Source organism: Nostoc sp., assembly GCF_036917675.1.
GTDB lineage: Bacteria > Cyanobacteriota > Cyanobacteriia > Cyanobacteriales > Nostocaceae > Nostoc.
This window is the reverse complement of the sequence record NZ_JBALCT010000074.1, coordinates 403,619-430,324: the sequence shown is the minus strand read 5'-3', so window position 1 is coordinate 430,324 and position 26,706 is coordinate 403,619. Positions and strand designations below refer to the sequence as shown.

Here is a 26,706-nt window from a genome sequence, read left to right as displayed (position 1 = left end):
AGCCCTATATTGCAAAGGCTGGACGATGCCCAATCCAAGGGTTAGCCGCTTCTAATTGTGCTGCTAGGCTGATCAGGGTAGCTTCAGCCGCAGGTTTCCCAATTAGCTGCACACTCATGGGTAAACCCTTACTATCAAAGCCTACAGGGATTGCGATCGCAGGTTGTCCAGTTGCATTAGCAGGCGGACAAGGGGCAACCCACTCAATAATATTTTGGAATGTCTCTTCTGGACTCAGCGAAGCCCATTCCCCAACCATGATGGGTGAATGTAGATAAACTGGCAATACCAACACATCCACGGTATCGAAAAACGCCACAATCTGCCGTGCCACTATCTGCATTTGAGAAACTGCTTGCAGGTACTCGGCAACAGAACCTGTGCGGGCAAATAGCCAGCGATTCACTGGTTGCAAAGCTTCAACAGGAAGTCCCGACGCAGCCACCCCAGCTTGCCAGACGATTTGAAATGGTTCAATTAAACCGCTAAAATCTGGGGATTTCTGTTCAACTTGGTGGCCGAGTTGTTCTAATAACTGGACTGTTTGGCGCACACCTTGCTGACAGTTGGCGTCAGCTTCTCCCAAAGGAGAAATGTTAGTGTCAAAGGCAATTCGCAAAGCACCGAGTTTGGTTTGAGTGGCGGCGAGAAATGATGGTTCGGGATCTGGCAACCAGTAAGGATCGCCTGTGACATAGCCAGATATAGCATCCAAGAGGGCGGCAGCATCAGCGACAGTCCGGGCGAGTGGCCCGTTGGCGGCAATTCCAGCCAGACGCTCGCCTACGGGTGCTTTACTCACCCTGCCCCTGGATGGTTTGAGTCCCACCAAACCACAACAAGCCGCAGGCCCCCGAATTGAACCACCGCCATCAGAACCTTGAGCGATCGCACACAATCCGGCTGCTACCGCCGCCGCCGCGCCACCACTGGAACCGCCAGGGGTGTATTCTAAATTCCACGGATTTCTGGCTGGGGGAAAACCCGTAGGTTCGCTGTAAGGTAATGAACCTAATTCCGAAGTGGCTGTTTTACCGAGAATAGTAAATCCAGCTTGCTTAATCCTTGTCACAACCCCATCATCATAGTTAGGAATATTATTCAGTAATGCCGGATTCCCAAAAGTGCAGGTAACATCTGCTACAGCGTTGAGGTCTTTAATGGAAATCGGCACCCCAAAAAATGGCGGTAGTTCTGAGGTAGTTGTCAATAATTCTGTTTTGGCTTTGGCATCTGCGATCGCTAGTTCTGCCGTCACCGTAAAATAACTTCCTAATTGGGGATTCAAGTGCCCAATCCGTTGTAAATATATTTCAACCAACTCTAGCGGTGATACTTCCCGGCGACGAATTAATTGCGCCAACTCTAGGGCTGGGGTAAATGCTAAATCAACTTCATTCATAGGTTAGTGAATGGGTAATTTTGTCTTTCTCTGGGATTTTAAAACTTAAATTGTTACTTTAGCAGGATTTATGGGAACTATACATTTTATGGCTCCTGAGATTTGTGACTTAACTAGGATGCTCAGATGCAACAGGCGTGGTTACGGTCTTACTCAAGCCATTTTAATTGTTTCGCATAAACTTTCGACAAATCCCCAAAGGGTATTTATGGCTAACCTAGAAGTACTTGTGAGTGAATTGCCAACACTGATTCAGAGTCTAAAACTGACTATTGGCGATTCTAATGAAATCACCGAACAAATTATCCTGATCAATAATGCTCAGGAACAACTACGGAATCTGAAAAAATTAATTGCTCAGGAATTGAAATTTGATCAGATCAAAAATTCGGCGATCGCTACACTTCCTCAAATAAGTACAGTAGCTAGTTTGTTTATACCTAGTGTGGGATTAGTAGATCCAGCGATCGCAGAAAAATTTGGCAACTCAGAAACTAAAATTTCATTAACTGATTTACAATCAAAAATTGATGGCTGGATTGAATGGGGCTATTTTTTGCAGGCAATAGCTGCTGATATTCTCAGTGATATTCAGTTGGTCAATCAACTAAATTCTGATATTAATCATCTTAGCCTCACTGCCAATTTTCAGCTAATTTCTGAAAGCTTAAAGATTAACTTAGGCTTTAGCAACTCTCATATTTTAGAGCGTCAAATTCAAACAATCAGCAATTCTCAAAAGGAGTTATTACAATTAGAGGGAAAATTAAATTATCTTTTTGATGCTATTAAAAATAGTCATAGCTTATTAAATATTTTATTAGGGGTGTCTGCTTTTTATGGTAAATCTGGCTTCGCCTTAGAGTGGTTAGATGATGACCACGAATTAATTATATCGAGTGATGGTAAATTTCAAGAATTGACAGATATTCTGAATGATTGTGATTTTTTCAAAGAACAAATTGCTGCTTTAATTATTCAGGGTGACACTTTAAGGGAACAGGCAGAACAAGCCCTGAACAAGATTGAACAGGAAACTAGTAAAAAACCAATTATTAGCCAGCAAGTAGAAATAGTACCAAAGTTTTCGACACCAAAAATAGTCCGTTCAGCTTTGATAGTAGCCTCAAGTTTATTAATATTAGGTTTTGGTGTTTGGAAAATTAAAGAGCAAAGTCCACAATTGCAGCAGATGAGTCTAAGTTTAACTCAAGAAGGAAGTGCGATCGCCAACTTGAAATCTGCTCAAAAACTCGGTATGGAGGCTGCTTCTCTGGTTCAAAATCCACCGCATTCTCTAAAAGTCTGGCAACAAGCACAAAACAAATGGCATCAGGCAATAATCTTGTTAGATAGTATTCCTAGTCAAACATCAGTTTCTGATCAGGCAAAGAATAAATTAGCTTACTATCAGATTAACTATAAATTTATCAGTCAAAGAGTCTTAATTGAAAATAAAGCTGTAGCAAACTTAGAATCAGCCCAAAAACTAGCAATAGAAGCTAATTTATTTGTACAAAATTCACCTCATTCACGACTAATTCGGCAGCAAGCAAAAGATAAATTTGAGCAGGCAATTAATTTATTAGAAGCGATTCCAGAGAGTACGTTTGTCTCTATACAAGCTAAAGAAACGCTTCCTATTTATAAAACTAACTATGCGGCTATCAGTCAAATAATCCCAAAAACGGTATCATCAAGATACAAAAAAACCAGATTTTAACTCCTGCTAAATACCAAAAATTTAAATTTTGTATTTAAAAAAGTACGGGAGCATCTCACCTTCGTAAAAAGCCTTGTAAAACCTCACCCCAACCCTCTGCGATGCTTTGGAGAGGGAGCAAGATTCTTGTTTTTTATCTGGTATTTTTGCAAAACTGAGATGCTCCCAAAAGTACTTTTTGATAACTAAGCTGTTGCGCCTTTAATTTGCACTAATATTTTTTTCAATATGATTGTGGGGTAGACCAAAAAGCCCGCCCTGATAGTGCAAGTTGTATACGTAACAGCTTACACCTTAGAACGGTCAGTCAAAATCTCGTAACCAGTCTCTGTCACCAAAACTGTATGCTCAAACTGAGCCGATAAAGAATTATCTACAGTGACTGCTGTCCAACGGTCAGATAATGTTCGGGTGTGTCTAGAACCTGCATTTAAAATTGGCTCAATTGCCAGCGTCATTCCCGCACGGAGTTTAACATTCGGCATCTCCCGGGTACGGTAGTTGAATACTGAAGGTTCTTCATGGAGGTTACGACCGACACCGTGTCCAGTGAACTCTTCGACTATACTAAAGCCGTTAGCTTTCACATGGTCTTCAATTGCTCCAGCTAAGTCAAGTAGGTATACACCCGCCTTCACTTGTTCAATACCCTTATATAAAGCTTCTTCTGCGATGCGAATTAATTTAGCAGCTTCTTCGGTCACTTCACCGACAGCAATTGAAATGCAAGAATCACCATGAAAGCCTTGGTAATAAGCGCCCGTATCTACTTTTAATACATCCCCTACGCGAATCACTTTCTTATGACTAGGAATGCCATGCACTGCTTCATTGTTAATGCTGGAGCAGATAGAACCTGGAAAACCGTGATATCCTTTAAAACTCGGTGTTGCACCCATTTCGCGGATACGTTTTTCTGCATAAGTATCCAAATCAGCCGTTGTCATTCCTGGCTTTACTAGCTCAGAAATTTCTTTGAGGACAGTTGCCACAATTGTTGCTGATTGCCGCATGATTTCAATTTCACGCAGCGATTTAATTTCAATTCCTCGGCGTTGCTTTTTTGCAGTTGCAGACTGAGTTGTTTGAGAAAGTAAGTTACTGAAAATGTTCATAGGAAATTAATAATTACTGGTGGCTCTGCCGCTTAAGTATCAATGCTTTCTCTAGATTACTTGAGAAATAATATCTATAATTTAAGTTGTTTTAATCCCTGATCGGGATTCTTCGAGTTTAGCCGCTAATGTATATAGAATAACATATTCGCATACTCCTGATGTGTTGGACTTGAATCAAACTGCACACTATGGGACTTAGTACAGCTTTGCGTAAAATCGTGGGAAATTGAGGGTTGGAATTTTAACGCAAAGGGGCGCAGAGGGAAGCGCAGAGGGGCGCTGAGAATTCGCTATGAACTTATGAAATTCTGTACTGAGCCAAATAATTTTTAATTCTTGATGGCAATTTCTCCAATCATACCTGCTTCTGTATGTCCGGATATTGGACAACGTAAGCCATAAGTGCCAGATTTAAGGGGCACAAATACCCATTCGGCTTCAGCACCTGGCTTGAGTTCTAGTTCGTGAATGGCTCCTTTGATTTCTACTTTGCCTGCTTCAACTTTTTGTGTCCAGATGCCATCGGCAAAATCTTTAGCAGTAAAATAGTGTTTCAGTTGGCTGGGATTGGTAAGCCGTAGTTGATAGCGTTTGCCTGCCAGTAATTCCAAATGATTTGGCTCAAACTTGAGTTCGTTAGCCGCATTACCCAAGCTAACTGTAATTTCTGTGGCTGGCTGCTTGAGCAAATCGCCAGACAAATTTGCCGCCATTGCGGGAGTAGCAGCGATGAAATTGAGACTCAGAAGCAACGTTAATATCACGTAGTTAAGCCGTGATATTTGCAGCCAAGCAGTACCGGGTAAATTAACAAATGTAATTACAATTTGATATAAATATTTGTGAATTTTCATCAGTAGTTATCAAAGAACAATGCTGGTGAGTATGAACAATTAATCGGTAGCGGGAAAAATAACTTTACCCATTCTTTATATTATCCATGCCCAATGCATATCTCTACTTAATTGCTTTTTTCTGCTCACACAGATGGACCAGCAGTGACTACCACGATTTTATCTGGGTGGAGTAACTCACGAGCCGCTTGATTAACTTGGGCAAGGGTGACTTTCTGGATTTTATCAGTGAAGGAGTGCAATTGTACTTTATCTAGTTCGTACACCTCATTCATCAAAATTCTATCTGCTAATTCCTCTGGGTTTGCCAGGGAAACGTTGTAGTTGCTGATGAGGGTGCGTTTAGCTGTTTCTACTTCCAGTGCGGTGACACCTTGTTGATGGATTTGCTGTAAGATTTGGTGGGTGCTAGCGATCGCTTTAATGCTATCTTCTGGACTAGTCTGCATCTCAATCAAAAATGTCCCGGCATTCTTCCCGGCTTGGAAGTAGCTATAAATTCCATAACTCAAACCTTGGCGATCGCGCACTTGGGCACCCAGTCTACTAGATAAGGTATCGCCTCCCAAAATCTGGTTCAATACTAAGGCTGCGTGAAACCGAGGATCATAACGGTTAATACCTGTGCAACCCATATAAGTAACAGCTTGGGATTTACCTGGTAAAACTGGGTTGAGACTGACTATTTTCCTCAGCATTGGCACCGTGGGATATTTTAATGTTGGTGCTTGGCCACTAACTTCCCAATTACCAAACTTATTTTTAATCAGCGATCGCACAATGTCTAGATCAAAATCTCCTACCAGCGCTAGCACTGTCGTGTCTGGACGATAATGTTTAGCTTTGAAATCAATCACATCTTGACGCTGAATCTGTTGTAAACTATCCTCTGTGGGAAAGTTGTGTAAGGGATGTTTTTTCGGGTAAATTGACTGAACAAATATTCTTCTGGCTACTTCTGATGGCTCATCTAATTCCTGTTGCAGATCAGTTAAAGTTTGTTGGCGATGCAGTTCCAGTTCTTTTATGGGAAAGGTACAATTTTTAACAACATCTGCCAATATCTCAAGGAGTATCGGCAAATCCTCTGCTAAACTATCACCCTCAATATGCACACCTTCGCGGTAGCTTTGAAAGTCTAAACTCGCCCCTCGTTGTGCCAAGACTTTGGCAATAGTTAAGACATCCTTGCTATTGGTGCCATTTAGCAAATTCTCTGCTACAAAAGCAGCCAGTCCAGCTTTATTATCTGGATCAAATTCCGTCCCGGCTTGAATATGACCGCTCAGAGTAACGGTGGGAGTACTATTATCAGCTAGCAGTAATATCCGCAGTCCGTTGGTAAATTTAAATTGTTGTGGGAGGATTTGGGCGATGTCTTCTCTACCAGAGGCTTTGCCAACCACGGCAAGCAACGCATCTGTAACCAAATCCACAGGCGGTAAGTATTTCATCACCTCAGAAAAAAGCCCAGGTGCTACAGGAGAGAAATTTTCTGTAGTATGCGCTGAGTCTGGTTTGTCACCAACTTCTGTTATCTGCTTCTGGGTTGGTTCAAAAAAGCCTACTGTCCGGGCTTCTTTTGTCAAGTATTTGTTAATCACAGCGACAATATCCGTTGGCTTCACCAGACGGACAGCTGCCAAATAGCGGTCTGTGTAGCGATAATCACCAGCAGTTGTCTGATCATTGCCTAATCGCATAGCTTGAGAGGTGATATCACGGTTACTCAAAATTACATCTGCCGTTAATTGGGTTTTGGCTCGTTCAACTTCCTCAGATGTCACGCCTTTTTCTGCTACATTAGCGATCGCACTACTCAGCACTGAGTCAATTTTTTTCAAATCTTGTTTAGAACCAGCCGTCACCAACACTTCATACCAGCCAGATTCCCGCAAACTGGTAACGGATGCTGTAACTTCACTAGCTAAACCTGACTCCACCAATGCCTGATGAAGTCTAGAATTCCGTCCTTCTGTAAAGATGTAGTCCATCACATCCAGCGCCGGCACATCTGGTTGATTTGCATCCGGTAGCGGATACACAACTTGTAACAGCCCCCCTGCTCCCGGTTCTCGCAATACTATGGGAGTGCTGAGTGCTGAGTGCTGAGTGCTGAGTGAGGCTTTTGACTCAGCACGGGCTAAACCATAGCTATCCGCTAACAGCACTCGTTTCTCAGCACTGTTCTTTGGTAGTTTGCCAAATACTTCTTTAATTGTTTCGAGGGTATTTGCAGTTTGAAAATCTCCAACAATCACTAAGACGGCATTATCGGGAGTATAAAAATTGCGATAATATTTTTGTACCTGCTCAACTTCAAATTTCTCAACATCAGCTTTGGTGCCACCTACAGGCAACCCATAAGCATGGTTGGGAAACACCGCCTGCATTACGGCGCGGTTGAGGCGATATTCTGGGCTATTTTCGTAACCTTGCAACTCGGAAATTACTACCCGCTTCTCACTAGCTAATTGCTCTGGCTGAATCAGGGAATTTTGCATTCTGTCTGCTTCCAGCACTAAGAGAGCTTTCAGCTTGTTTCGTTCCACAGTACCGTAATATGCAGTTTGGTCATAGCTGGTGAAAGCATTGGAATCACTACCTAAAGCACTAAACAAACGTCCAAATTGAATTGGACGATTTAAAGTGCCTTTAAACATCATGTGTTCCAACTGGTGTGCAATGCCATTCACGCCCGGTTCTTCGTTGCATGAGCCAACCTGATACCACACCTGCACCGTCACTACTGGCGCAGTATGCACTTCTTTTGTCAAGACAGTTAGGCCATTCTCCAGTACTGTCTTGCGGACATTTTCTGTCAGTGTTGAGGACATTATTCTTTTTGCTAGCAAGGTTGACGGGTATTTTTCTTTGTTAGATTTTGTGAGATGTAGCTGCATATTGGCTATGATCAGGTTGATCGCTCAACAAAAAAACCGCTACTAGCCATAAGCTTAAAATTAATAACAGTAAGGGATATTTATACAATCTGGAAAATTCATAGTTTTATTTATAAATTAAGTTACCAAAAAATTGGGTCTAAAGCCTCCCCTTCTAATTCTACTTTTTCTGCGATCGCTGTATAAGTAAGTGGGTCAAATTAAATATAAAAGCTCACCCTGCCTCCAGCTTCCCTCTCCTTGGTAAGGAGAGGGATTGAGGGTGAGGTTTTATCTTATATTTAATTCTGCCTCCCTACTTAGCTGTTCATTATAAAAGTAATCTTCTTTAGCTTTGCAGCAAGCAAGTTCACAACGAGCTTGGTGATGCGGATATTCCTGAAATACTTTTGAAAGTAACACTTTTTGCTGGTGTTGAGCAAGAGTACGCGCAAAAATAGTCTTGTCAATTAGGGATGCTCCCAAAGTATTACTTCCGAAATCTATCGGGATTTCTTCTAAGCTCTTAACCAGGTTCTGAACCAGCTTAACTATTTGGTCAATGCTGGTTATGTTATCAATATCTGTCTGGAGTTGGTTGCATTCTTCACTAAAAAGTAAACTAATTGTTTTCCTTGCGTTGACTAAGAGTTTAACATTACTAATAGGCGTGAAATAAACATTTCTCTGCTCATTTCACGCTGTAATCATAATGATCACCGAATAATTCATAATTAGGTTGATTGCAAATTACTACTCTTAAGGAAGGAGCTGCAGAATGTTTATCTGCGTCATTGCAGACTACGGTACAGGAGATCCGGCATTTATTGAAGTCACACAACGTCTGCTGATGGCTTTTCCCGATGCCCAAATTCATTTACTTTCGGTTCCAGCATTCAGTACCTTGGCAACGGGATTCTGGATTGCCCAACTGGGACTCAATCCAGGCCCTAGCGATCGCTTAATTTATCACAATTGTGCGCCTCGTCAAGATGATCCCGAAGCTCGGCGGGATAATGAAGGTGAAGGACTAACTTATGCGCTTTTATCCAATGGTGTAAAAGTAGTGGGTGTGAATGCGGGCTACACCCTCTCCTTTATTAAAGATTATACAAAGGAGTTGCGAGTGGTCAATGTTTCTCGTGGTGGATCGCAGTTTCGCTCACGGGATGTATTTCCTCCGGCGGCGGGGGCGATTATGGGTGAAGATTTTAGCCTTCTGGGAGATAGCCTTAAGAGTGAGCAAATCCCAGATGTTCCACCAGATCGAATTGCCTGGATTGATGGCTACGGCAACATCAAAACAACTATTGGGGCGCATACACTTAACTTGCAACCTGAAACCAAGATCGTGATCCGAATTGGAGATGTAGTCAGTGATGCAGTGTATTCTGATGGTAGTTTCAAGGTATCTGAAGGAACTTTAGCCTTTGCTCCTGGTAGTTCCGGTTGGTCAACAGGCGATTCAGGAGAACCATTGCGCTTCCTAGAACTGTTTCTGCGAGGAGGGAGTGCTTGGGAGCGCTTTGGCCGTCCCCGTGTGAATCAGCAAGTAACTCAAATTGCGTAAAATTGGGTAGTTGCTTCTGTTACCGAATTTTAGATTTTAGATTTTGGGTAATGGAATTGAAAATTCAAAATTTAAACAGGTCTGAGACTTGCGAATTTAAACCCAAGAACAGTTCTATTATCGAAAATCTAAAATTATTTATTCAGAGCAACTGCCTAAAGAGCGGGAACGCGCAAGCGACAGGCATAGGGTCAGTCTAAAATCTAAAATCTAAAATCTAAAATTGTTTGACGCTAGAAATCTTCAGGAGCAGACCATTCAAAATCTTCTTCCTGAAGAAAGTTAATGTTTTTCCCGGAGGATTCGATAGAGTTTACAAGTTCTTTGATTGAATTTTCTAACGCTTCGTCAATTGAATCTCCGATACCTCCAACCCATTCAGGTGAACCATCTCTAGAGTTTTTAACAGCAAGATTTACACGTCCTGAATACTTACCATCAATATCCTCAGTGATTTTTACCTTAAACTGGCAGTTTGGTATGTATGCGACGCATCTTACCTAAAATTCAGCAACTACTTTTTCAATACGTTGAATCTTGGCGATCCTAATATTTTTCCAATTCATAATCAAGATTCCTAATTAGCACCAAAAGATACAATGCGGCCATCTGGTGCTACGTCAATATCGTGGACATTCTTAACATATCGCTTAGTCCCTGGAGTTTCATTATCTACTAACCCACAACTTGGGTTAATAGCAGGGTTATTTCATTCTCATCTAGCCCGCCTCATAATAAATTCTGAGTCTAATAGCGAAAGTCGTCTTTAGAGGATGTTTTAAAAGTATTTTTAGTAACATCAAAGCCTGCCAAACTTAACCCCCTAACCCCCTTTCCGACGCTCTAAGGGGAAAAATTCTATTTCTCTCTCCTTTTATTTAGGAGAGAGAAATAGAAGTGAGGTTTTCCAGATACCGTGAAAAGTCAGGTTAAACCAATACGCTTGGGTTAGCGCAAAAAACCTTAAGCTGCGTAGGTTGGGTTGAGAAACGAAACCCAACATTTGGGCAGGTTTGTTGGGTTTCGCAAAGCCTCAACTCAACCTACAATTTTCCTTAACCCAAGCGTATTGCTCTATAAACCGGAAAATCCCACCAATAACCTTAACTAAACGGTAAGGAATAAGAGTTTCTCAGAATTCTTGCCTAAGTAATGGCAAAGTTTAAGGGTATTTAGCGTGATTTCATTCAACGACTGTTACCGAAGCCGCTTCATTTGATGGAGCTATACCGGGTAACTCCAGACAGTATCCAGCACCATACACTGTCTTGATATAGCGAGGGTGGCGGGGATCTGGTTCTAACTTGGTTCTCAAGTGGCGAATATGGACTCGAATCGTTTCAATGTCGTCATCAGGATCGTAGCCCCAAACTTCTCTGAGGATTTCGCTGGGGGAAACTGTTTGACCGTGGCGTTGCAGCAAGCAGTGAAGTAGCTCAAATTCCAAATGAGTCAATTTCACCGTGTCATTGAACCATATTGCCTCAAATCTTTCGGGAACGAGGGTGAGTGAGCCATAGTTGAGAATCTCACTATGCTTTGCTGCTTGGGGAATGCGGTCAGTACGCCGCAAAAGTGCCCGCACCCGCGCCAGCATTTCTTCAACTTCAAAAGGCTTGGTGAGGTAGTCATCTGCGCCAGCATTGAAGCCGTCCACCTTGTTCTGAGTTTGGCTCAAAGCCGTCAACATTAACACCGGAATCTCAGAGGTGCGATCGTCACGACGCAGGCGTTGGCAAACGGTAAACCCATCTACCCTGGGCAACATGAGATCAAGCATGATCAAGTCTGGTTGTAACTGGAGAGCCAGTGCTTGACCTTTAATGCCGTCTTCAGCTTGACTAACATCGTAGCCAGCCATTTCCAAGTTGACGGCAACTAGTTCTGAAATCGCTGGGTCATCGTCTATGACTAGAATCCTCGGCATTATTAAAAAATTATTACTACTTATTAAGGATAAATAACAACCTTTGTATAGATACAAAGATTTTTGAGTCGATTATGAAAAGGTTTTTAAATCTTACATAAATATTAAGATTAAATGACTGTGAAATCAAGACTCAACTACACGAAATCTTATAGTCTATGATGTGTTATACTCCCCCCTACAATCCGTCTTGGTTTTTACAAAACGGTGTGATGATGACTGTATACGCCGCTTTGTGGGGAAAAAGTTATTGGGAAAGTACTATTCCATTACAAGAACCGTCTTATCATGAGAAAATTTTTATTGGTGGCCAGGGTGTGCCAATTTTTGGCTTGGTTGCCATCCCTGAAAATGCTCATAGCACGATTATCGGTACTTATGGCATCACTGGGGACTTAGAGACAGAATGGTTTTTGAGAGTGCTAGGACGTAAAGCTTACGCTCAAGGCTACGCGGTGGTGTTATTTGATTGGCGTGGCCACGGCAAAACTGCCCAATTTTCGCCGACTCTGACTTCTGATGGTCTATATGAGGGGGAAGATTTTGTTCGCATTGCCGCCGCAGCTAAGGCAATGGGATGTCCAGGGAAATTTTGGTTTACAGGGTATTCTTTAGGAGGGCAATTGGCGCTATGGGCGGTGAAGGTTGCTCTTGAGGTGATTAGGGAGCATGGAGATTTAGGATTAGAAGACAGCGATATTGGTGGTGGTATGGTGATTTGTCCCAGTTTGGATTCTGAGCGATCGCTATCTTATCTAGTTACAAAGCCCTTCGGCAGATATTTGGAAGCAGGGATTGCCCAGAATTTAAAAAAACTGGCATGGCGAATACATGATGCTCATCCTGAAAGCATTGATCCAGCAGCCATTGAACGGGCGAACAGCATTTGGGGTTTTGACAATGAATTGGTAATTAAGCAATTAGGGTTTCCTTCTGTGGAAGCATATTACCAAGCTAGTAGTGCTTTACAAATATTGCCGCAAATCTCGAAACCGACTTTGATTTTATATGCTGCTGATGATCCACTTTTTGACCCAGCCATCATACCAGAATTACAAGAAACGTGCGATCGCAATCCCGCAATAGATTTATTACTCACTCAGTACGGCGGTCATGTTGGCTATTTGAGTAGTAAAGAGTGCCAGCGCCAAGTAAACGATTCTGACCCTTGGTGGGCATGGAATCGGGTTTTACAATGGTTGGAGGAAAAGCGTAATTCGTAACTACCATAAGCTACATCATAACCAGCATCCCGCAAGCGTACTACACTCATCATCGGGAAATTTTCATTTGCTAAAAATCGCATTACGCTGATTCAGATAAAAACGGTAGCATATACAAAGATTCATCTCGCATACATTCAGCAACAAACATAAACACAGCTTGCACAGCTTGTGGTGTTAAAGTTGGATAATTATCTAAAACTTGCTGTACTGTCCAACCATTAGCAAATAAACCAAGTATAAATTAAACAGATAACCGCGTACCTTAATTTTTTCCTGAACTTTCGTAGGAATATTAGCGAAGAAATCATATCCAGTTATACTTTCGTGAATCTAAATCTTCTGTTGTTAGATTTAATGGTTTTTTTCAACGAACATTATCAAGACTTTTTGCCTTGTTCTTGAGTCTAGCTTAACCCAATTAGGCGGTGAGTTGGGTTATTTCAACGGGTATAGGTTGAATTGAAACGATAGGAATAGTTTCCGCCAAAGAAACCGTATAAGCGGAAAGCTGTAAAAAATCAGACACAGGAGAATTCAACAAAATCTCAAAGACCATTTGTGTGAGGTCGTTTGATATCTGAGATAAGCCAAAAATAGGAAAGCTGCGGGTTCCCATCTCTGTTTTTTGCGCTAACACTGAATATTCAAAAAAAACGATACTTACACAAGACCGCTGTTGTTGATTAACCCGTAACAGGATATGGTCAGTCAGTTCTATCCCCGTTGCTTTTGAACCTGGTTGAAAGCAAACTGTCAGCGTATCGCTTGCTTGATCATATTTCACACTTGGCTTGCTCATAATATTTAACTCATCACCTTTTGATATGCTGTAACTACATAATTATTTGGTATCGGCTGACCTAATTTTCCTTCTTGAAAGCGACATAAAACAATAGTAACTATGTGAGTATTGCCAAAGGGTAAATCATCAAACGCTTGAGTGTAACGATATTTTTGCGGATTCAATGGGTCTTGAGTCCTACGACCTGAACGAATTGTTTCTTCTAGTTTATCCTCACATTCTTCGATCTCTGGATGATTTTCTGGGTCAATAATGTGTTCCCATCGTTCCTCAGTTATATAAATATTGTTATTGTAACGAGCATATACGCTCCAGCGTTTTGCGTTGTCCATAAAGCTAAATCATACATAGTGTCGAAGAAATTAGCCTTGCTCTAACTCCAGTTTTAAATATGTTTTAAATATATTTTTATTAACATCAGAATTCATCTAATGCTAGCAAGTAAAAAATTTTACAATTAATTATGACTTACGCAAAATATCTCTGAAACTCTGATTTCTCCGTGTCCTCAGCGCCTCTGCGGTTCGTGATTCCGTAACTCCTGCGTAAGTCCTATTAATTTATGACTAAACAAACGATTTTATAGGAGTTTTGTCCAAACAGATACGTATGCAAATAGTTAAAAATTAAACTAGATTTTAGCTTACGTGTTTTCTTCCGAATGATTCAGGATTGCTATAGAGTACAAAAGCTTATCCAATACAGGCACAAAAGAAGAAAACCCAGATAAAATATGACTTCCTGAATTACGAATTATTATGAATCTCTGGCTACCTGCACCGAAAGATTTCACTTTGTTACCAGATGAGATTCATGTCTGGCGCATAGACCTTGACCAACCAGAACTACAGCTGCAAAATTTAGCAGCGACTCTTTCCAATGACGAAATAGCTCGCGCTGAACGGTTCTATTTTCAGGAACATCGGCAGCGTTTCATCGCTGGTCGCGGTATTCTCCGAACTATATTAGGTCGCTATTTGGGTATCCAGCCGTCACAAGTGCAGTTTAATTATCAACACCGTGGCAAACCAGTATTAGCCGATAAATTTGCTGATACTGGACTGGCATTTAACTTGTCTCATTCCCAAGTGTTGGGTTTATGTGCGGTGAATTGTACTCGCCAAATTGGTGTAGACCTAGAATATATTCGCTCGATGTCTGACTTGGAAGCTCTTGCCAAACGGTTCTTTTTACCGAGAGAATATGAAATGTTGCGATCGCTATCTCCCAACCAACAGCAAGAGGTATTTTTCCGTTATTGGACTTGTAAGGAAGCTTATCTAAAAGCAACTGGAGATGGACTATCCCAGTTAGAGCAAATTGAGGTGTCGCTGACTCCCACAGAACCAGCCAAGTTACAGATAACTGAAGACTGGAGTCTTTTTGAACTAGTGCCGACTAACAATTATGTTGCTGCTGTTGCTGTAGAGAATTTTGGCTGGGATTTGAAGTGTTGGCAATATTAATACTAGTCATTAGTCATTAGTTATTCTTCCCCAATGCCCAATGCCCAATGCCCAATGCCCCCTACCCCCTACTTATCTTCCTGCATATTTCTCACAAATTTTGTCACCAGGTTTCTGGGTACAAATCTGACGATTTTCGCCAGTAGTTTATTGATAAAACCAGGAATAACAATGGTTTGGCCTTTCATTAAGGCGCGAAAACCAATTTCGGCTACTGTTTTTGCATCCATCATTTTCTTACCCTTAAGCAACTTAGAGTCAGCCATCCCGGTTCTTTCATGAAAGGCAGATGCGGTTGAGCCTGGGCAAAGAACTGTCACAGTGACACCTGTACCTTCTAATTCATTAGCGATCGCTTCTGAAAACGATAAGATATAAGCTTTAGTAGCAAAATAAACCGCCATCAAAGGCCCTGGTTGAAAAGCAGCAGCCGAGGCGACGTTTAAGATTTTTCCTTCACCTTGGTTTACCATGTGCTTCACGAATAACTTAGTTAAATGGGTGAGACACACCAAATTTACCTGTAGCATTTCCAGTTCAGTAGCTAGGTCTGTTTCGTGAAATAATCCATAGATACCAAATCCGGCATTGTTCACCAGCACATCAACCTTAATATCGGCTTTTTGCAACTCTGCGAAAATTTCTTCAGGAGCTATTGATATAGATAGATCCTTAACAATAGTTGTAACTAAATTTCCAAATTTTTCTTGGAATTTAGCTGCAATTTCTACAAGCTTTACCCCGTTTCTGTCTACTAAGACAAGATTGTAATCATGAGCAGCAAAAATACATGCTAACTCGTAGCCAATTCCACCGGCTGCCCCAGTAATGAGAGCAGTTTGTTTGCTCTGTCTTTGGTGTGTTGTGTTCATGTAAAAAGGTTGGTGAATTCAACTTGATGAAGCTACATTGCATTTACAGTGGTTCTCGCTCTACAATTAAGTACGCGTAATATCTGAACCAACAAGAAATGTCTTGAGTTATTGACCTTTCAAATGCTTGTGTGATGCGTTGGATAGATGTAGCAGTCCAAACGCAAATTTAGGATTTATGCATCGAAGAAGTTGAGCATTAAAGAATTTCGGTTATGTCCGACTGCTAGCGCTGGCTTTTGATTACTCACAAAAGCCAGCATGTAAAATCAAACTTTTATGCCCGACATTAACCATTCTATCCTCAATTGCTTCTGTCAAGGGGTGAATACTAAAAAATTACATTAGTGAGCAGAAAAAAACAGGGCAATTATATTGCCGCTGTTGGTGTATGAGTTGTTGCTGGCATCTGAAATATTGGCTATTCAGTAGTACTGATTTCTCAAAAACATGGACTAAACAAAATTATTTTATAGGTTGTGTTACGGCTTCCGTAACGCACCGAAGTATCCGGGATGGTGCGTTACGTTCCTAACACACCCTACGGAAGTTGTGAATTTCTAAGCGATATTCAAGAAACCACTTTGAATCAAGTAGGCGGTATAAGTCATAAACAATTGAGAGTCAATTGGAGGACAAGCAATTGAACTGCCTGCTAATGCATGAAGAGTATCTTGGCAGCTAATGTGGGGTCTTCTAGCTTGTAGGTACAAATCAGGAATAGTCAGTTGCTCATCAGACCAACGTTCTAGTAAAAAGGGTCGCAGAGTGTATAAAGGATTGTCCACAGAAGACACATTATTGATTAACTCTGATTGCCATTTCTCATAGGGAATCATCTCAACTGAATAACCAAATGAGCGTATCCACTCAACTAGCATTTTCAAAGCAGCAGGTTGGGGATGTTGTAAATTGAAAGCTTTGCCTACGGATTCTTTTTGGCGTGATAGATAAACAATGGCTTTACTTACATAGTCCACAGGTGACATATCCAACATATAATCTACATCAGGGAAACTTCCCATTTGTAGACAGCCCTTGGTCATCAAATTAATAAAGTCATGTGTGTTACAAATGCCTGTTTTGCTATCACCTGAAATCAGTGGCGGTCTATGGATAGTTACAGGAAGCCCACGGTCACGAGCAATTTTAACTAACTTTTCAGCTACCCATTTAGTTTGAGAGTAACCAAGATAAATACCTTCCCAATGATTAAATTCATCCTGTTCTTTAACAACCTTGCCAGCATAAGCAGTCGATTCAAAAACAGCAACGCTGGAAACGTAATGTACAGGCTTGACTTTAATTTGACAAGCCAATCTCAAAACTTCCTGCGTTCCTAAAACATTGGCTGCCTTCAGTGCAGAGTAGGGAAAAACATAATTTAACAAGGCGCCACTATGATATATAGTATCAATACTGGCAGCTAAAATTTGAAACTGTTCAGAGCCAACACCTAACAATGGCTGAGATAAATCGCCGACAATCGGAATAATTCTGGAGTTAAATTGTTCCTGCCAAATTGCATACTGTTGCAGATTATTTTGGAGTTTGCTTTTGCCTTCTTCGGCATTAGCAGCACGCACTAAGCAATAGATATCCGCATTGGTTTCCTGTAGCAATTCCCGGATGATAAAAGCTCCTAAAAAGCCTGTTCCTCCAGTTAAAAAGATGTTTTTTGGTTCACCTACAGGCACATTAGATGCAGCACCGGGATGGATAGTAGGGTCAAGAACAGCCTCGGCACTTAAATCTAGAACCGAGGGAGCAGCCTTGGCATTAGAGGATGTCGTATCTTGAACTGGTGAACCTTCTTGCACTTCTTCAGCTAAACGCTGTGAAAGAGCTTCAATATTTGGGTAGTGCCACAAGAGCAACGGAGATGGTTGAAATCCTAGCAATTTTTCTAATTTGCTCACTAGAATCATTGCTTGGGCTGAATCCAACCCATAGTTTTCTAAATGTTCTTTGATATCTATTTCATCAGTTGTTATTCCGAGCAACTGAGCTAAGTTAGACACCAAAAATACTTGAATATCGGCGGCTGTGAAAGACTGTTTTATAGTCATTTTTAAATCTCCAACAATTTAGAACGAACAGGGTGATACTGACTGTAATAATCGGAAGCTTGTAGTCCTTGGATTTTCAAGTTTTGGACACGATACAAAAAGGCTGCACCAGTCATAATTTGATTAGCAACATCAACTACCCGACGATTATTTGGTTCAGAGAGGTAGGAACCGCGTACCCAGTCATTGAAACCGCCCATTGCCGGGCCACACCAAATTTGATAATCGACTTCTCTACCTTTTTCACCAGAACTAGACCACCGAGAAGATAATCCTAGATACCAGCGGAAAATCAACGCCATTTTCAGTTTAGGATTATTGACTGCTTTACCCAGTTTTTCAGGATTTTTTTGGGATAAATAAGCCGCAGTTCCTTCCCATACTTCAGCAATAGTTTTGCGAAAAACTTGTTTTTCTAATTTCTCTCTTTCTGGCAAAGGAATCTCTTCAATCGAATTATAAGCGCGATAGAGTTCAAATAATTTCTGCGATCGCATGGGGAACATCGTACCCCGTTTGAGAACTTGTAATTTGACTCCCATTTCAAACATATCTGCTGCTGGGGCCATCATCATATCAGCCATTTCTGCTTGAGCTAATAACTTTTTGGTATGTTCACAAGCTCCAGATTCAACGCATGACTGATTAATTGAGCCGGTCATTACATAAGCAGCGCCCATCATAAAGGCTGCTAATGCTGATTGTGGTGTACCAATTCCCCCTGCTACTCCGATTCTAATGGGTGTTTGATAATGATATTGTGCTTGAATTTCATCCCGCAAGGCAATAATAGAAGGCAACAAACAAACTAAGGGACGGTTATCTGTATGACCACCAGAATCAGCTTCGACGGTAATATCATCAGCCATCGGAACTTTGGCTGCAAGGGTTGCTTGTAACTCAGTAATTAGTCCTTGGTCAAGAAGCTCTTTGAGAATTCTCGCTGGTGCTGGTTGCAGAAATTTAGTAGCAACTTCTCGGCGAGAAATTTTGGCAATGACTTTATTTTTGATTTCAATTTGATTGGCGTTATTTAACCCCAATCCAGCAACACGGTAATAAACAATGTTGGGGGTCAAGTCGAGAAATGCAGATGCTTCTACTGTTCTTACTTGATATTTGAGATATAAATCCACAGATCGGCGTTCAATCGCAGGTTCATTAGGACTGTGAATTAAATTAAAAGCATAGGGACCTTGAGGTAAAGCTTGTTGAATGCGGTTAATGGCTGCTTCCAAACGTTCTGGAGTTAAACCACCTGCACCAAAGGAACTCAAAATTTGCTCTTTTCCGAGTGCAATGACCATTTCTTCGGAAGCAATTCCGCCAGCCATTGCGCCAGTAACGTAGGCATATTTCACTCCATGAGAGGAGAGAAAATTCGGATCTCCAAACTGTTGAATGCGGATTGGGGCTGCAAATGTTAAGAGTTCTACTTGTGCTGTTGTGCCATTATCACCAGGGGATAAATACCCCTCATTGGTGACACCGATTTTTCCGGCAACTTTCACGATGTAGCAGGGTTTATCTAATACCATCAATTTGTTTTTGATGGTTTGTTGCTCAAAAGATACAGTTTCTAAAGAACCTTTCCAAACCTGGTTTTTGTTATAAGACCAGGCAGAGAAATTAAGGCCATTATCGTGTTTACTTAGTACCGTATCTACGGTTGTCACGGTAGTTATCCCTCGGATTATAAGTAATGGATGATAAAAGTGAAGTAGACTTTTTATAGGAGTCTATGTTTTCATACCAATTCTCTGTGAAGATGCACGTAATAATTTTTTAACGAACCGCGAAGGACGCGAAGGGCGCGAAGGAAGAGAAAGTTTACAGAGAATTGGTATGAGATATTAAGATTCTTCGTTAAGCAAGTTTTGGGCGCAAGTTAGTTGCAATTGAATGATTTCGCTCATTTGTTGACTATAATCTTGTCTAGCTTGTAAAAAAGCTGTGTGCGCTTTAGTTATCTTTGAATTATTAGCATTGAGCTTTTGATACTGTGTCTTATTTAAATCGAACATGCTGATGATGCTACTAATTTTTTGAGTGATAACAGGTGGGGAAGAAAGAGGAATTTGCTGTCTAATTGCGCTTAACTCAGAAGATTGTAATTGTTCTTTCGTTTCAAAACCGTTATCAATGATATTTTTCGGTTTTACTTCTTCTGGCTGAGTAAGCGATCGCAATATGCTAGGGGAGTAATTTTCTTCTTGGGTTATCTGGTTGGAAGTCTTAAGAAAATCTGTGATTTCAGATTGTTGGAGATTAGGTATGTTTGGATGCTGTTTTTTGAAGCGATCGCCCTTGGCGTTGGCGAAGCCATCGCTCCTAAGATCCCCAGCGAAATCTTCAACAATTTTGCGATTTTCGTTGCTCAATATAGCAGCAGCAATTGATTTTCCACCCAAGGTAACTATTCTTAATGTTGCTTTATTTAGATTAGCGGTTTCTTGGGCTTTGCTATATAACGGTGATAAATCCACGTTCACCTGATGACTGAGTAGTTTTGCTAATGCTTTGACCATTGAAGCATGATCATCCATTCCTCGACGATTTAGAGAGATTGTGATATGTTCTTTGTTGCCGAGAATTTTATCAATCCATCGTGAACAGACACTACCAGCACCTGCTTCTAAAAATATTCGGACGCCATCACCGTAGACACGATTAACTAATTGCGGAAAATCAAGTTCTTGGCATAATCCTTTGGCAATGTTATGCGCGATCGCTTCACTTTCAAGTGCAACAGGTTGATAATCAGCAGCAGAATAAAAAACAATACCTGGGAGAGTTTGGGATGGTAAGGTGTTTACCTTCTTAATTTCCTCGTACTGCGATCGCATCGCTTCACAATGGATCACATGGTCGAAGGGAGCGGAGAAAGCGTTGCAACCTAAAGTTTCAATCACTCGCTTACAGGCTGCATCATCACCAGCAATTAATACTTCTTCTGGTGTGTTGATTTGAGTTAAGTAGACACGATTCTCTTGTTTTAGACATTCTCTAATTTGGGATGGAGTAGCCATGAGAACATAGGTATTCCAAAAATTGTTGTTTTGTGAATTTGGTGAATCTGTTAATCCCCAATATTCACGCACAGCATTTTTCGGACCAGATAACTTATCGCCAAATAAAGGTGATGAGTTTAAGGTGTTACTTCCGCCCTCAAAATCACTCCAAACTCCTTGGGCAACCATCATACTAGTTTCACCCAAACTATACCCAAAAACTGATTGCGGCTTGACTTGAAAATCATCTCGGAAAATTGCCGTCATGTATCTAGCAAAGGCGATTTCACTTTCAAACATTGCCAGTGAATCATCTAACAATTGCTTTTCGAGAGTTTCTAGTTGCCTGGTTGTCAATTTAGGTAAACTTCTGGGATAAACCAACTTTTCAACATCGGCAGCCCGGTTGTAGAGATTATTACTTTTTAAGTCCTCGAAGACTTTCGGAAATAAACGGAAGACACTACGACCAATGCCAATATAAGAATTGACTGCGGCGGGATAAACATAAGCAACTGCTCCAGTTTTACCCAATGGTTTTGCTGTGAAATAACTACCTAGTGGTGTTTGCCAATCTGTACCGTTTTCAAAAGCATTATTTACACCTTTGCGAGCAGATTCAATTTCTTTGAGTAAATCTTTTGTGTTACGTCCTGTGATTGATAAGACGTATTTTGGATTAGAATGCTGTTCAAAGGTAGCGAATGTTTCGCTGGCTGTAGCTGATAAAGAAGAACTAGCTTCAATAGATTTTTGGAGATGATTAAGTAAATCTGGTATGGTGGAGCGATCGCTAACTGCTATTGGAAACAGATGAAAAGGCATTTGTTGCAAATATCTGTTGTCGCGCTCCTCTTGGCTGGGTTCTTCCGATAAGATTAAATGGGCGTAACTGCCATCTATACCCATGCTATTAATTGCTGCTACTCTGCGTGTGCCGCCTTTATCGACAAACCAAGGTCTTGATTCCATTGCCACATAGAAGGGGCTACCTGACCATACTTGCGGTGTTTTGACACCAGACCATTTGGGTGTGGCGGGAATATACCTGTAATAAAGACAGAGAGCGGTTTTGATTAAGCTAGCGATTCCTGATGCTGTATAGGTGTGGCCGATATTGGCTTTGACGCTGCCCAATGCACAATGCAAACCATTGCCCACTTTCGGATAAGCTTGCAGTAAACCTGTGATTTCGGCTTCATCCTGCTGGGAAACGCCACTACCAAAGACTTCTACATAGTTAACCTCTGTGGGTTGAATATCTGCCATCTGAAAAGCTTGTTTGCAGACATTGCTGATAGCTGAAGCATCAGGTTTTACCAGAGCATTACTGCCAGTAGAATTACCTTGTGCAAAACTCATGGCATCAATGACTGCATAGATGCGTTCATTGTCTTCCTTAGCAGCTTCGTAGCGCTTGAGGACAACAGCACCAGCACCTTCGCCAACAGTCCAGCCATTAGCCTGTTGGTCATAACCCAACGTATTGACACCCGTATTAATTGGTGCAAATTGGCTGCGGAACAAGACATTTTCCACACCACCTGCCAAATCTACTGCACCTACAACCACTGCATCAACTTCACCCGTAGCGAGTAGCATTTGTGCAACTTCCAACGCCTTAAGGGCAGAATTTTCGCCAGCGCTGATGGTGAATGCCGGGCCAGTGAAATTCCACAAAGCAGAAATCCGACTTGCCATGATGTTGGCGATGTGACTCACATATTCGCCGATTTCTACTGGTTGGTGAATGCTATCTTTGACAATGGTTTCCAGTTGCGCCAGTTGTTCAGCAGGTAAAGAAATTCCTTGGTTGAGTAAGCCGTCCTTAACTTGCCAAGATAAATTCCATCTTTGCTGTAGCTGATGTACAGAAAATTCTGTCTCAGCAGCGACAATCACTGCGACATTGCCACCCTCCTGTAGTTTCGCATCTTTCACGGCGCGATCGCTAACCTTGAGGAGCAATAATTGTTGTGGGTTTAACTTATCTATTTCATTCGGTGGGATTTTGCACGATAAAGTATCGATTTCAAAATCTTTAATATATGCCCCAACTGGTGCTTTCCCGTCTGTTAAACCGTACTCTTTCAGGACATTTTCTTGATTTTCTATCCCATGCCATCTTTGAGGCGGTAGAGAAGTAAAATGTTGGGTTCCATCATAAATACTGCGTTCAAAAGCATCTAAACCATTGCAGTTACCAAAAAAGGCATCCATGCCAACAATGGCAACTTTTACAGGTGGAACAGGTGAACTTGATTCAACTGGTTGTGTTGTATTTCCTTGTTCTAAAATCAGATGAGAATTAGTGCCGCCAAAACCAAAAGCGCTAATAGCTGCCCGTTTTACTGGTGCGTTATTATTTGGCCATGCTGTAGCTGTTCTAACAATTTTATCGGCGGAAATTGTATTTTTTTCTGATGTTAAAGGTTCAGAAACATTCATGGTTGGTGGAATTAGACCATGCGACATACTCAAAATCACTTTAGTCAAGCCAACCATGCCAGCAGCAGTTAACAAGTGACCAGTATTTGCCTTAGCAGAACCTACCAGAGGCGCAGCGTGATTTTGACCAAAGAATGTTTCTATGGAGTTGAATTCGGTTGTATCTCCTAGTAATGTGCCTGTGGCGTGACACTCTAAATAATCGATGGTTTTGGGACTAAAGTTTGCCTCCTTATAGGCTCGTTCAAAAGCTAAAACTTGCCCTTTAGGATTAGGGCTAAGTAGATGCTTGCCTTTGCCATCATTTGAGAGTCCATTACCGCAGATAGTAGCGAGAATATTATCACCATCTCTAACGGCATCTGAATATCTTTTCAGCATCACCATCCCAACACCATCGGCAGGAATTAGCCCTCTAGAGGATTTGTCTAAGGGACGGCTGATGCCGTTTTCTGCATACCCTTGAACACCGGAAAATAACATCCGCACGAATAGGGAATCTGCACAACTGATGGCTCCAGCTAACATGACATCAGCTTTGTGTGACCATAAGTAATGAGATGCTAGTTTAATAGCATAAAATGATGACGAACAAGCAGCATCCAGACATAAATTAATCTGGGATAGAGATAGAGCTTGAGCAATGATAGATGCTGGTAAGCCAGATATCAGAGCATTGTATAAAGACGCTTTAGTTGCAGTTGGGAGAGCAGCTAAATCAAAATCTTCATATTGCAAAAGTTCTCTGACAGCAGGGGTAATAGTTTTCTCGTAAATTGGAGAGAATAGCTGATTAGATAATTTTGTTGGGAATGACAAATTACCTAAAATTACGCCACATTTTGCCAGGACAGTTTGATTACCCCAATAACCACTCTGTACAATTGCTTGTTTAGCGGCATACAATGACCATTTGAAGGTGTTATCTAAACCAGCAACAAGTTCTGAGGGTAGATTGTATTCAGATGGATTAAACTGAAAGTTGCGGATGTATCCGCCTTTGAGGGAATAGGTTTTGTCTGGTGTACCTTTAACTGGATTGTGAAAGATTGTCGGATCTACTCCGATTTCTTCGACGGTTGCAGAGGATGTGGAATCTTTTTGATTAACGATATTCTGCCAGTATTCTTCAGGATTTTTAGCATCGGGGAATAGGCATGATAATGCGATGATGGCTATTTTTTCCACGATTGATATGCTCCGAGTTTGGGTATTTAGCAAGAGATAATTAAAAGGCAGGATTTACGCTGTTCCCCAAACTTTGAAGTGGCAAGTTATAGCAATCCTATTTGAGTTGTGAAAAATTCTGTTTTTAACGAACCGCGAAGGACGCAAAGGACGCTAAGAAGAGAAAGAATTTTACAGAGATTTTAGGATTGCTATATAGGTGTTAAGTGTTAAAGGAAAATTATTAGCTTCGGAGGAGTTTCATTGACCAAATGATGGCGTGGGCATTGAGCATTCGTGAGTATATTTTTCCTTGACGGTCGTGTATGATGAAGTTAGCGATCGCACTACTTGGTGTCTTAGATATCACTTCACAAGAAACGTAAAATGTTTCGTTATGTGGTATCGCTTCAAACTGTTCAAATTTTTCTACTTTTCCAGGTAAACAGCCTTCTTCATGAAAGTGTTGTGTCCAAATCCATAAGGCGTGCATACTCAAGTCAGTTGTGTAAGGATTTACCCATTGGACAGGGAATTGTCCTTGTTGCTGGGCGCTAAGTTCTGGCCAAAGACATTCTGTAGTGATTTTTTCAGGACTGATGTTTAAAACTCTCTTAACTTCTTGAAAACCTGGGCCGTGAAATAATGTAGCCCCACCATTTTGGTAAAAAGCTTTTCCTGTAGCGGTGATGATATTATCTTGTTCGAGATTGAGAGATTCATAGATGGGTGCATCTGGGATTTCACGCTGGAGATTGAGTTGAGCGCTAAAATGATAATGGATTTTTCCTTCAGGGTTTTTACTCGAAATTTTGGCTTTAAGTTCGATTCTTTCAAGATTAACTTTGGAAATCTCTTCAATTTCTAAAATATGTTCCTTCGCTAATGTTTCATTGAAAGTAATTCCCTTCAAAACTTTGAACTCTTGATAATAAAACAACCGATAACCAGGATATAATTGTTCAGAAGCATTAATAATCCACGTCATTGCACAAGTTGCTGGTAAAACCGGAGAACCAGCAATAGTATGATCGTGTAAAAATGGATTAGCCTCCAATGTCATTTGGCGACGGATACGATAGGTTCGTAGTTCTGAATCTAACTCCGCCGCCATTGGAACTAGTGGACTACCAATAACAACTTGTGCGGTTGCATGATTGGTATTATCCATTTCTTTCACGAGCATTTGTGCCCCAACTGCAATGGGAATTATTTCAATTTTTCGCTCTTGAAAAATCTTCTTTAATTCTGCTGTCACCATCCCACTGTCCCAAGCGCCCCAGTTGATAGCGACTACATGACATGAGGGATAACTTTGCTTAAATATATGGGCTGATTTGTTCAGAATTTCATTTGCGATCGCATAATCAGATTGTCCGGGATTTCCGTAAAATCCTGTGACTGAAGAAAACAAAACTAAATGCTGAAGTTGATTAGGATTAACGCAAGCCAACAGGTTTTCTAAACCTTGAACTTTGGCGGTGTAAACTTTTTCAAAATCTTGTTCTGTTTTCTTTTCAATTAACTTATCAGCCAAGTTTCCCGCACCGTGGATGATTCCTGTAATTGGGCCAAGATGTTGCACAGCATTGGCAAGTTTTTCTTGTAAAGCTTGCGTATCTGTAACATCGACGCTGATATATTCGGCTTTAGCTCCTGTTTTTTCAATTGCGGCTAGAGTCTTTTTAATTTCGCGGCTGGAGGTAATTTTGTTATATATCTTTTGCACATTCATGGGTGTGGGCTTCTCTCCTTGAGAAAGAAGATTTTCCATGATGCCTTTTTTCAATGCGGATTCATCAGAATTTTGAGCAAAATCTGGCTCGGTTTCTAAAATTTCAGAACGACCGAGAAGGATGAATTTGCAGGGTTGCTGTTGGGCTAATCTGATAGTACACTCAGCCGTAATCCCTTTTGCACCGCCGCTCACGACAAAGACAGATGATGGACTAAGCTGGGCTGTTTGTGTCATAAATCCTCGTGAATACCTGCATATATTGGCTTTTTTGGATATACGAACCGCGAAGACGCGAAGAACGCGAAGGAAGAGAAATAAGTAGCCTTCTTGTAGTAAAAAACATATTAATAGCAGCCCTAAAAAATTTGTAAAATGCTCTGTCTATTTCCTTTCTTCGCGCCCTTCGCGCCTTCGTGGTTCGTTAAAACAGT

Annotated in this window: 17 protein-coding genes; 4 read left to right on the top strand and 13 right to left on the bottom strand. The window is 41.2% G+C overall.

Going from position 1 to position 26,706, the window contains the following annotated elements; genetic code table 11:
* Positions 1-4: 4 nt before the first annotated feature.
* Positions 5-1,402 carry an amidase gene (locus V7K31_RS31360; RefSeq protein ID WP_335100399.1) on the bottom strand — a complete coding sequence of 466 codons (1,398 nt, stop codon included), beginning with the start codon at positions 1,400-1,402 and terminating at the stop codon, positions 5-7.
* A gap of 208 nt (positions 1,403-1,610) precedes the next feature.
* Between V7K31_RS31360 and V7K31_RS31355 the strand changes: the two genes are divergently transcribed.
* Positions 1,611-3,125 carry a hypothetical protein gene (locus V7K31_RS31355; RefSeq protein ID WP_335100397.1) on the top strand — a complete coding sequence of 505 codons (1,515 nt, stop codon included), beginning with the start codon at positions 1,611-1,613 and terminating at the stop codon, positions 3,123-3,125.
* Positions 3,126-3,412: 287 nt separating this feature from the next.
* Here V7K31_RS31355 and map read toward each other — a convergent pair whose 3' ends face one another.
* The 3 genes from map to V7K31_RS31340 all read right to left on the bottom strand — a co-directional run bounded on the left by map (position 3,413) and on the right by V7K31_RS31340 (position 7,934).
* Positions 3,413-4,240, bottom strand: a complete 828-nt coding sequence (gene map / locus V7K31_RS31350; protein WP_335100395.1) for a type I methionyl aminopeptidase — start codon at positions 4,238-4,240, stop codon at positions 3,413-3,415.
* A 332-nt stretch (positions 4,241-4,572) separates the two neighbouring features.
* The gene (locus tag V7K31_RS31345) at positions 4,573-5,097 is read right to left on the bottom strand and encodes a cupredoxin domain-containing protein (RefSeq protein WP_335100393.1); all 525 of its coding nucleotides are present in this window, start codon (positions 5,095-5,097) and stop codon (positions 4,573-4,575) included.
* 125 nt (positions 5,098-5,222) lie between these two features.
* A complete protein-coding gene (locus V7K31_RS31340; protein WP_335100391.1) occupies positions 5,223-7,934 on the bottom strand; it encodes a M16 family metallopeptidase in 2,712 nt (903 codons plus the stop codon).
* Between the two features lie 823 nt (positions 7,935-8,757).
* Here V7K31_RS31340 and V7K31_RS31335 point away from each other — a divergent pair.
* On the top strand, positions 8,758-9,549 hold the full coding sequence (locus V7K31_RS31335; protein ID WP_335100389.1) for an SAM hydrolase/SAM-dependent halogenase family protein: 792 nt from the start codon (positions 8,758-8,760) through the stop codon (positions 9,547-9,549).
* 1,183 nt (positions 9,550-10,732) lie between these two features.
* Here the strand turns inward: V7K31_RS31335 and V7K31_RS31330 are convergent.
* A complete protein-coding gene (locus V7K31_RS31330) occupies positions 10,733-11,476 on the bottom strand; it encodes a response regulator transcription factor (protein ID WP_334824804.1) in 744 nt (247 codons plus the stop codon).
* A 158-nt stretch (positions 11,477-11,634) separates the two neighbouring features.
* On the opposite strand from V7K31_RS31330, the gene V7K31_RS31325 reads away from it, so the two are divergent.
* Positions 11,635-12,699, top strand: a complete 1,065-nt coding sequence (locus V7K31_RS31325) for a YheT family hydrolase (RefSeq protein WP_335100387.1) — start codon at positions 11,635-11,637, stop codon at positions 12,697-12,699.
* Positions 12,700-12,781: 82 nt separating this feature from the next.
* On the opposite strand, the gene V7K31_RS31320 is transcribed toward V7K31_RS31325, so the two are convergent.
* The 3 genes from V7K31_RS31320 to V7K31_RS31310 all read right to left on the bottom strand — a co-directional run bounded on the left by V7K31_RS31320 (position 12,782) and on the right by V7K31_RS31310 (position 13,836).
* Complete coding sequence (locus V7K31_RS31320; protein ID WP_335100579.1) at positions 12,782-12,940, bottom strand: DUF433 domain-containing protein; 159 nt, start codon at positions 12,938-12,940, stop codon at positions 12,782-12,784.
* Between the two features lie 180 nt (positions 12,941-13,120).
* Positions 13,121-13,501 (bottom strand): hypothetical protein, encoded by a 381-nt coding sequence (locus tag V7K31_RS31315; protein ID WP_335100385.1) that lies wholly within the window; start codon positions 13,499-13,501, stop codon positions 13,121-13,123.
* 5 nt (positions 13,502-13,506) lie between these two features.
* On the bottom strand, positions 13,507-13,836 hold the full coding sequence (locus tag V7K31_RS31310) for a hypothetical protein (RefSeq protein ID WP_335100383.1): 330 nt from the start codon (positions 13,834-13,836) through the stop codon (positions 13,507-13,509).
* A gap of 426 nt (positions 13,837-14,262) precedes the next feature.
* Between V7K31_RS31310 and hetI the strand changes: the two genes are divergently transcribed.
* Entirely contained in the window at positions 14,263-14,970 is a 708-nt protein-coding gene (gene hetI, locus V7K31_RS31305) for a 4'-phosphopantetheinyl transferase HetI (RefSeq protein WP_335100381.1), read from the top strand.
* Positions 14,971-15,038: 68 nt separating this feature from the next.
* Here hetI and V7K31_RS31300 read toward each other — a convergent pair whose 3' ends face one another.
* From V7K31_RS31300 to V7K31_RS31280, 5 genes are all read right to left on the bottom strand, one after another.
* Positions 15,039-15,842, bottom strand: a complete 804-nt coding sequence (locus V7K31_RS31300) for an SDR family NAD(P)-dependent oxidoreductase (RefSeq protein WP_335100379.1) — start codon at positions 15,840-15,842, stop codon at positions 15,039-15,041.
* A gap of 560 nt (positions 15,843-16,402) precedes the next feature.
* Positions 16,403-17,911, bottom strand: a complete 1,509-nt coding sequence (locus V7K31_RS31295) for a thioester reductase domain-containing protein (protein ID WP_335100377.1) — start codon at positions 17,909-17,911, stop codon at positions 16,403-16,405.
* A 2-nt stretch (positions 17,912-17,913) separates the two neighbouring features.
* On the bottom strand, positions 17,914-19,587 hold the full coding sequence (locus V7K31_RS31290; RefSeq protein ID WP_335100375.1) for a PfaD family polyunsaturated fatty acid/polyketide biosynthesis protein: 1,674 nt from the start codon (positions 19,585-19,587) through the stop codon (positions 17,914-17,916).
* Between the two features lie 177 nt (positions 19,588-19,764).
* The gene (locus V7K31_RS31285; RefSeq protein ID WP_335100373.1) at positions 19,765-24,558 is read right to left on the bottom strand and encodes a PfaB family protein; all 4,794 of its coding nucleotides are present in this window, start codon (positions 24,556-24,558) and stop codon (positions 19,765-19,767) included.
* Between the two features lie 223 nt (positions 24,559-24,781).
* A complete protein-coding gene (locus tag V7K31_RS31280) occupies positions 24,782-26,509 on the bottom strand; it encodes an SDR family NAD(P)-dependent oxidoreductase (RefSeq protein ID WP_335100370.1) in 1,728 nt (575 codons plus the stop codon).
* Between the last annotated feature and the right edge of the window lie 197 nt (positions 26,510-26,706).

Excerpts from the sequence above, each read along its gene's own strand:
- V7K31_RS31310 (WP_335100383.1), bottom strand. The coding sequence starts at position 13,836 with ATGGACAACGCAAAACGCTGGAGCGTATATGCTCGTTACAATAACAAT.
- V7K31_RS31280 (WP_335100370.1), bottom strand. The coding sequence starts at position 26,509 with ATGACACAAACAGCCCAGCTTAGTCCATCATCTGTCTTTGTCGTGAGC.
- V7K31_RS31345 (WP_335100393.1), bottom strand. The coding sequence starts at position 5,097 with ATGAAAATTCACAAATATTTATATCAAATTGTAATTACATTTGTTAAT.
- V7K31_RS31330 (WP_334824804.1), bottom strand. The coding sequence starts at position 11,476 with ATGCCGAGGATTCTAGTCATAGACGATGACCCAGCGATTTCAGAACTA.
- map (WP_335100395.1), bottom strand. The coding sequence starts at position 4,240 with ATGAACATTTTCAGTAACTTACTTTCTCAAACAACTCAGTCTGCAACT.
- V7K31_RS31315 (WP_335100385.1), bottom strand. The coding sequence starts at position 13,501 with ATGAGCAAGCCAAGTGTGAAATATGATCAAGCAAGCGATACGCTGACA.
- V7K31_RS31335 (WP_335100389.1), top strand. The coding sequence starts at position 8,758 with ATGTTTATCTGCGTCATTGCAGACTACGGTACAGGAGATCCGGCATTT.
- V7K31_RS31360 (WP_335100399.1), bottom strand. The coding sequence starts at position 1,402 with ATGAATGAAGTTGATTTAGCATTTACCCCAGCCCTAGAGTTGGCGCAA.
- V7K31_RS31325 (WP_335100387.1), top strand. The coding sequence starts at position 11,635 with ATGATGTGTTATACTCCCCCCTACAATCCGTCTTGGTTTTTACAAAAC.
- V7K31_RS31355 (WP_335100397.1), top strand. The coding sequence starts at position 1,611 with ATGGCTAACCTAGAAGTACTTGTGAGTGAATTGCCAACACTGATTCAG.
- hetI (WP_335100381.1), top strand. The coding sequence starts at position 14,263 with ATGAATCTCTGGCTACCTGCACCGAAAGATTTCACTTTGTTACCAGAT.
- V7K31_RS31295 (WP_335100377.1), bottom strand. The coding sequence starts at position 17,911 with ATGACTATAAAACAGTCTTTCACAGCCGCCGATATTCAAGTATTTTTG.
- V7K31_RS31340 (WP_335100391.1), bottom strand. The coding sequence starts at position 7,934 with ATGTCCTCAACACTGACAGAAAATGTCCGCAAGACAGTACTGGAGAAT.
- V7K31_RS31300 (WP_335100379.1), bottom strand. The coding sequence starts at position 15,842 with ATGAACACAACACACCAAAGACAGAGCAAACAAACTGCTCTCATTACT.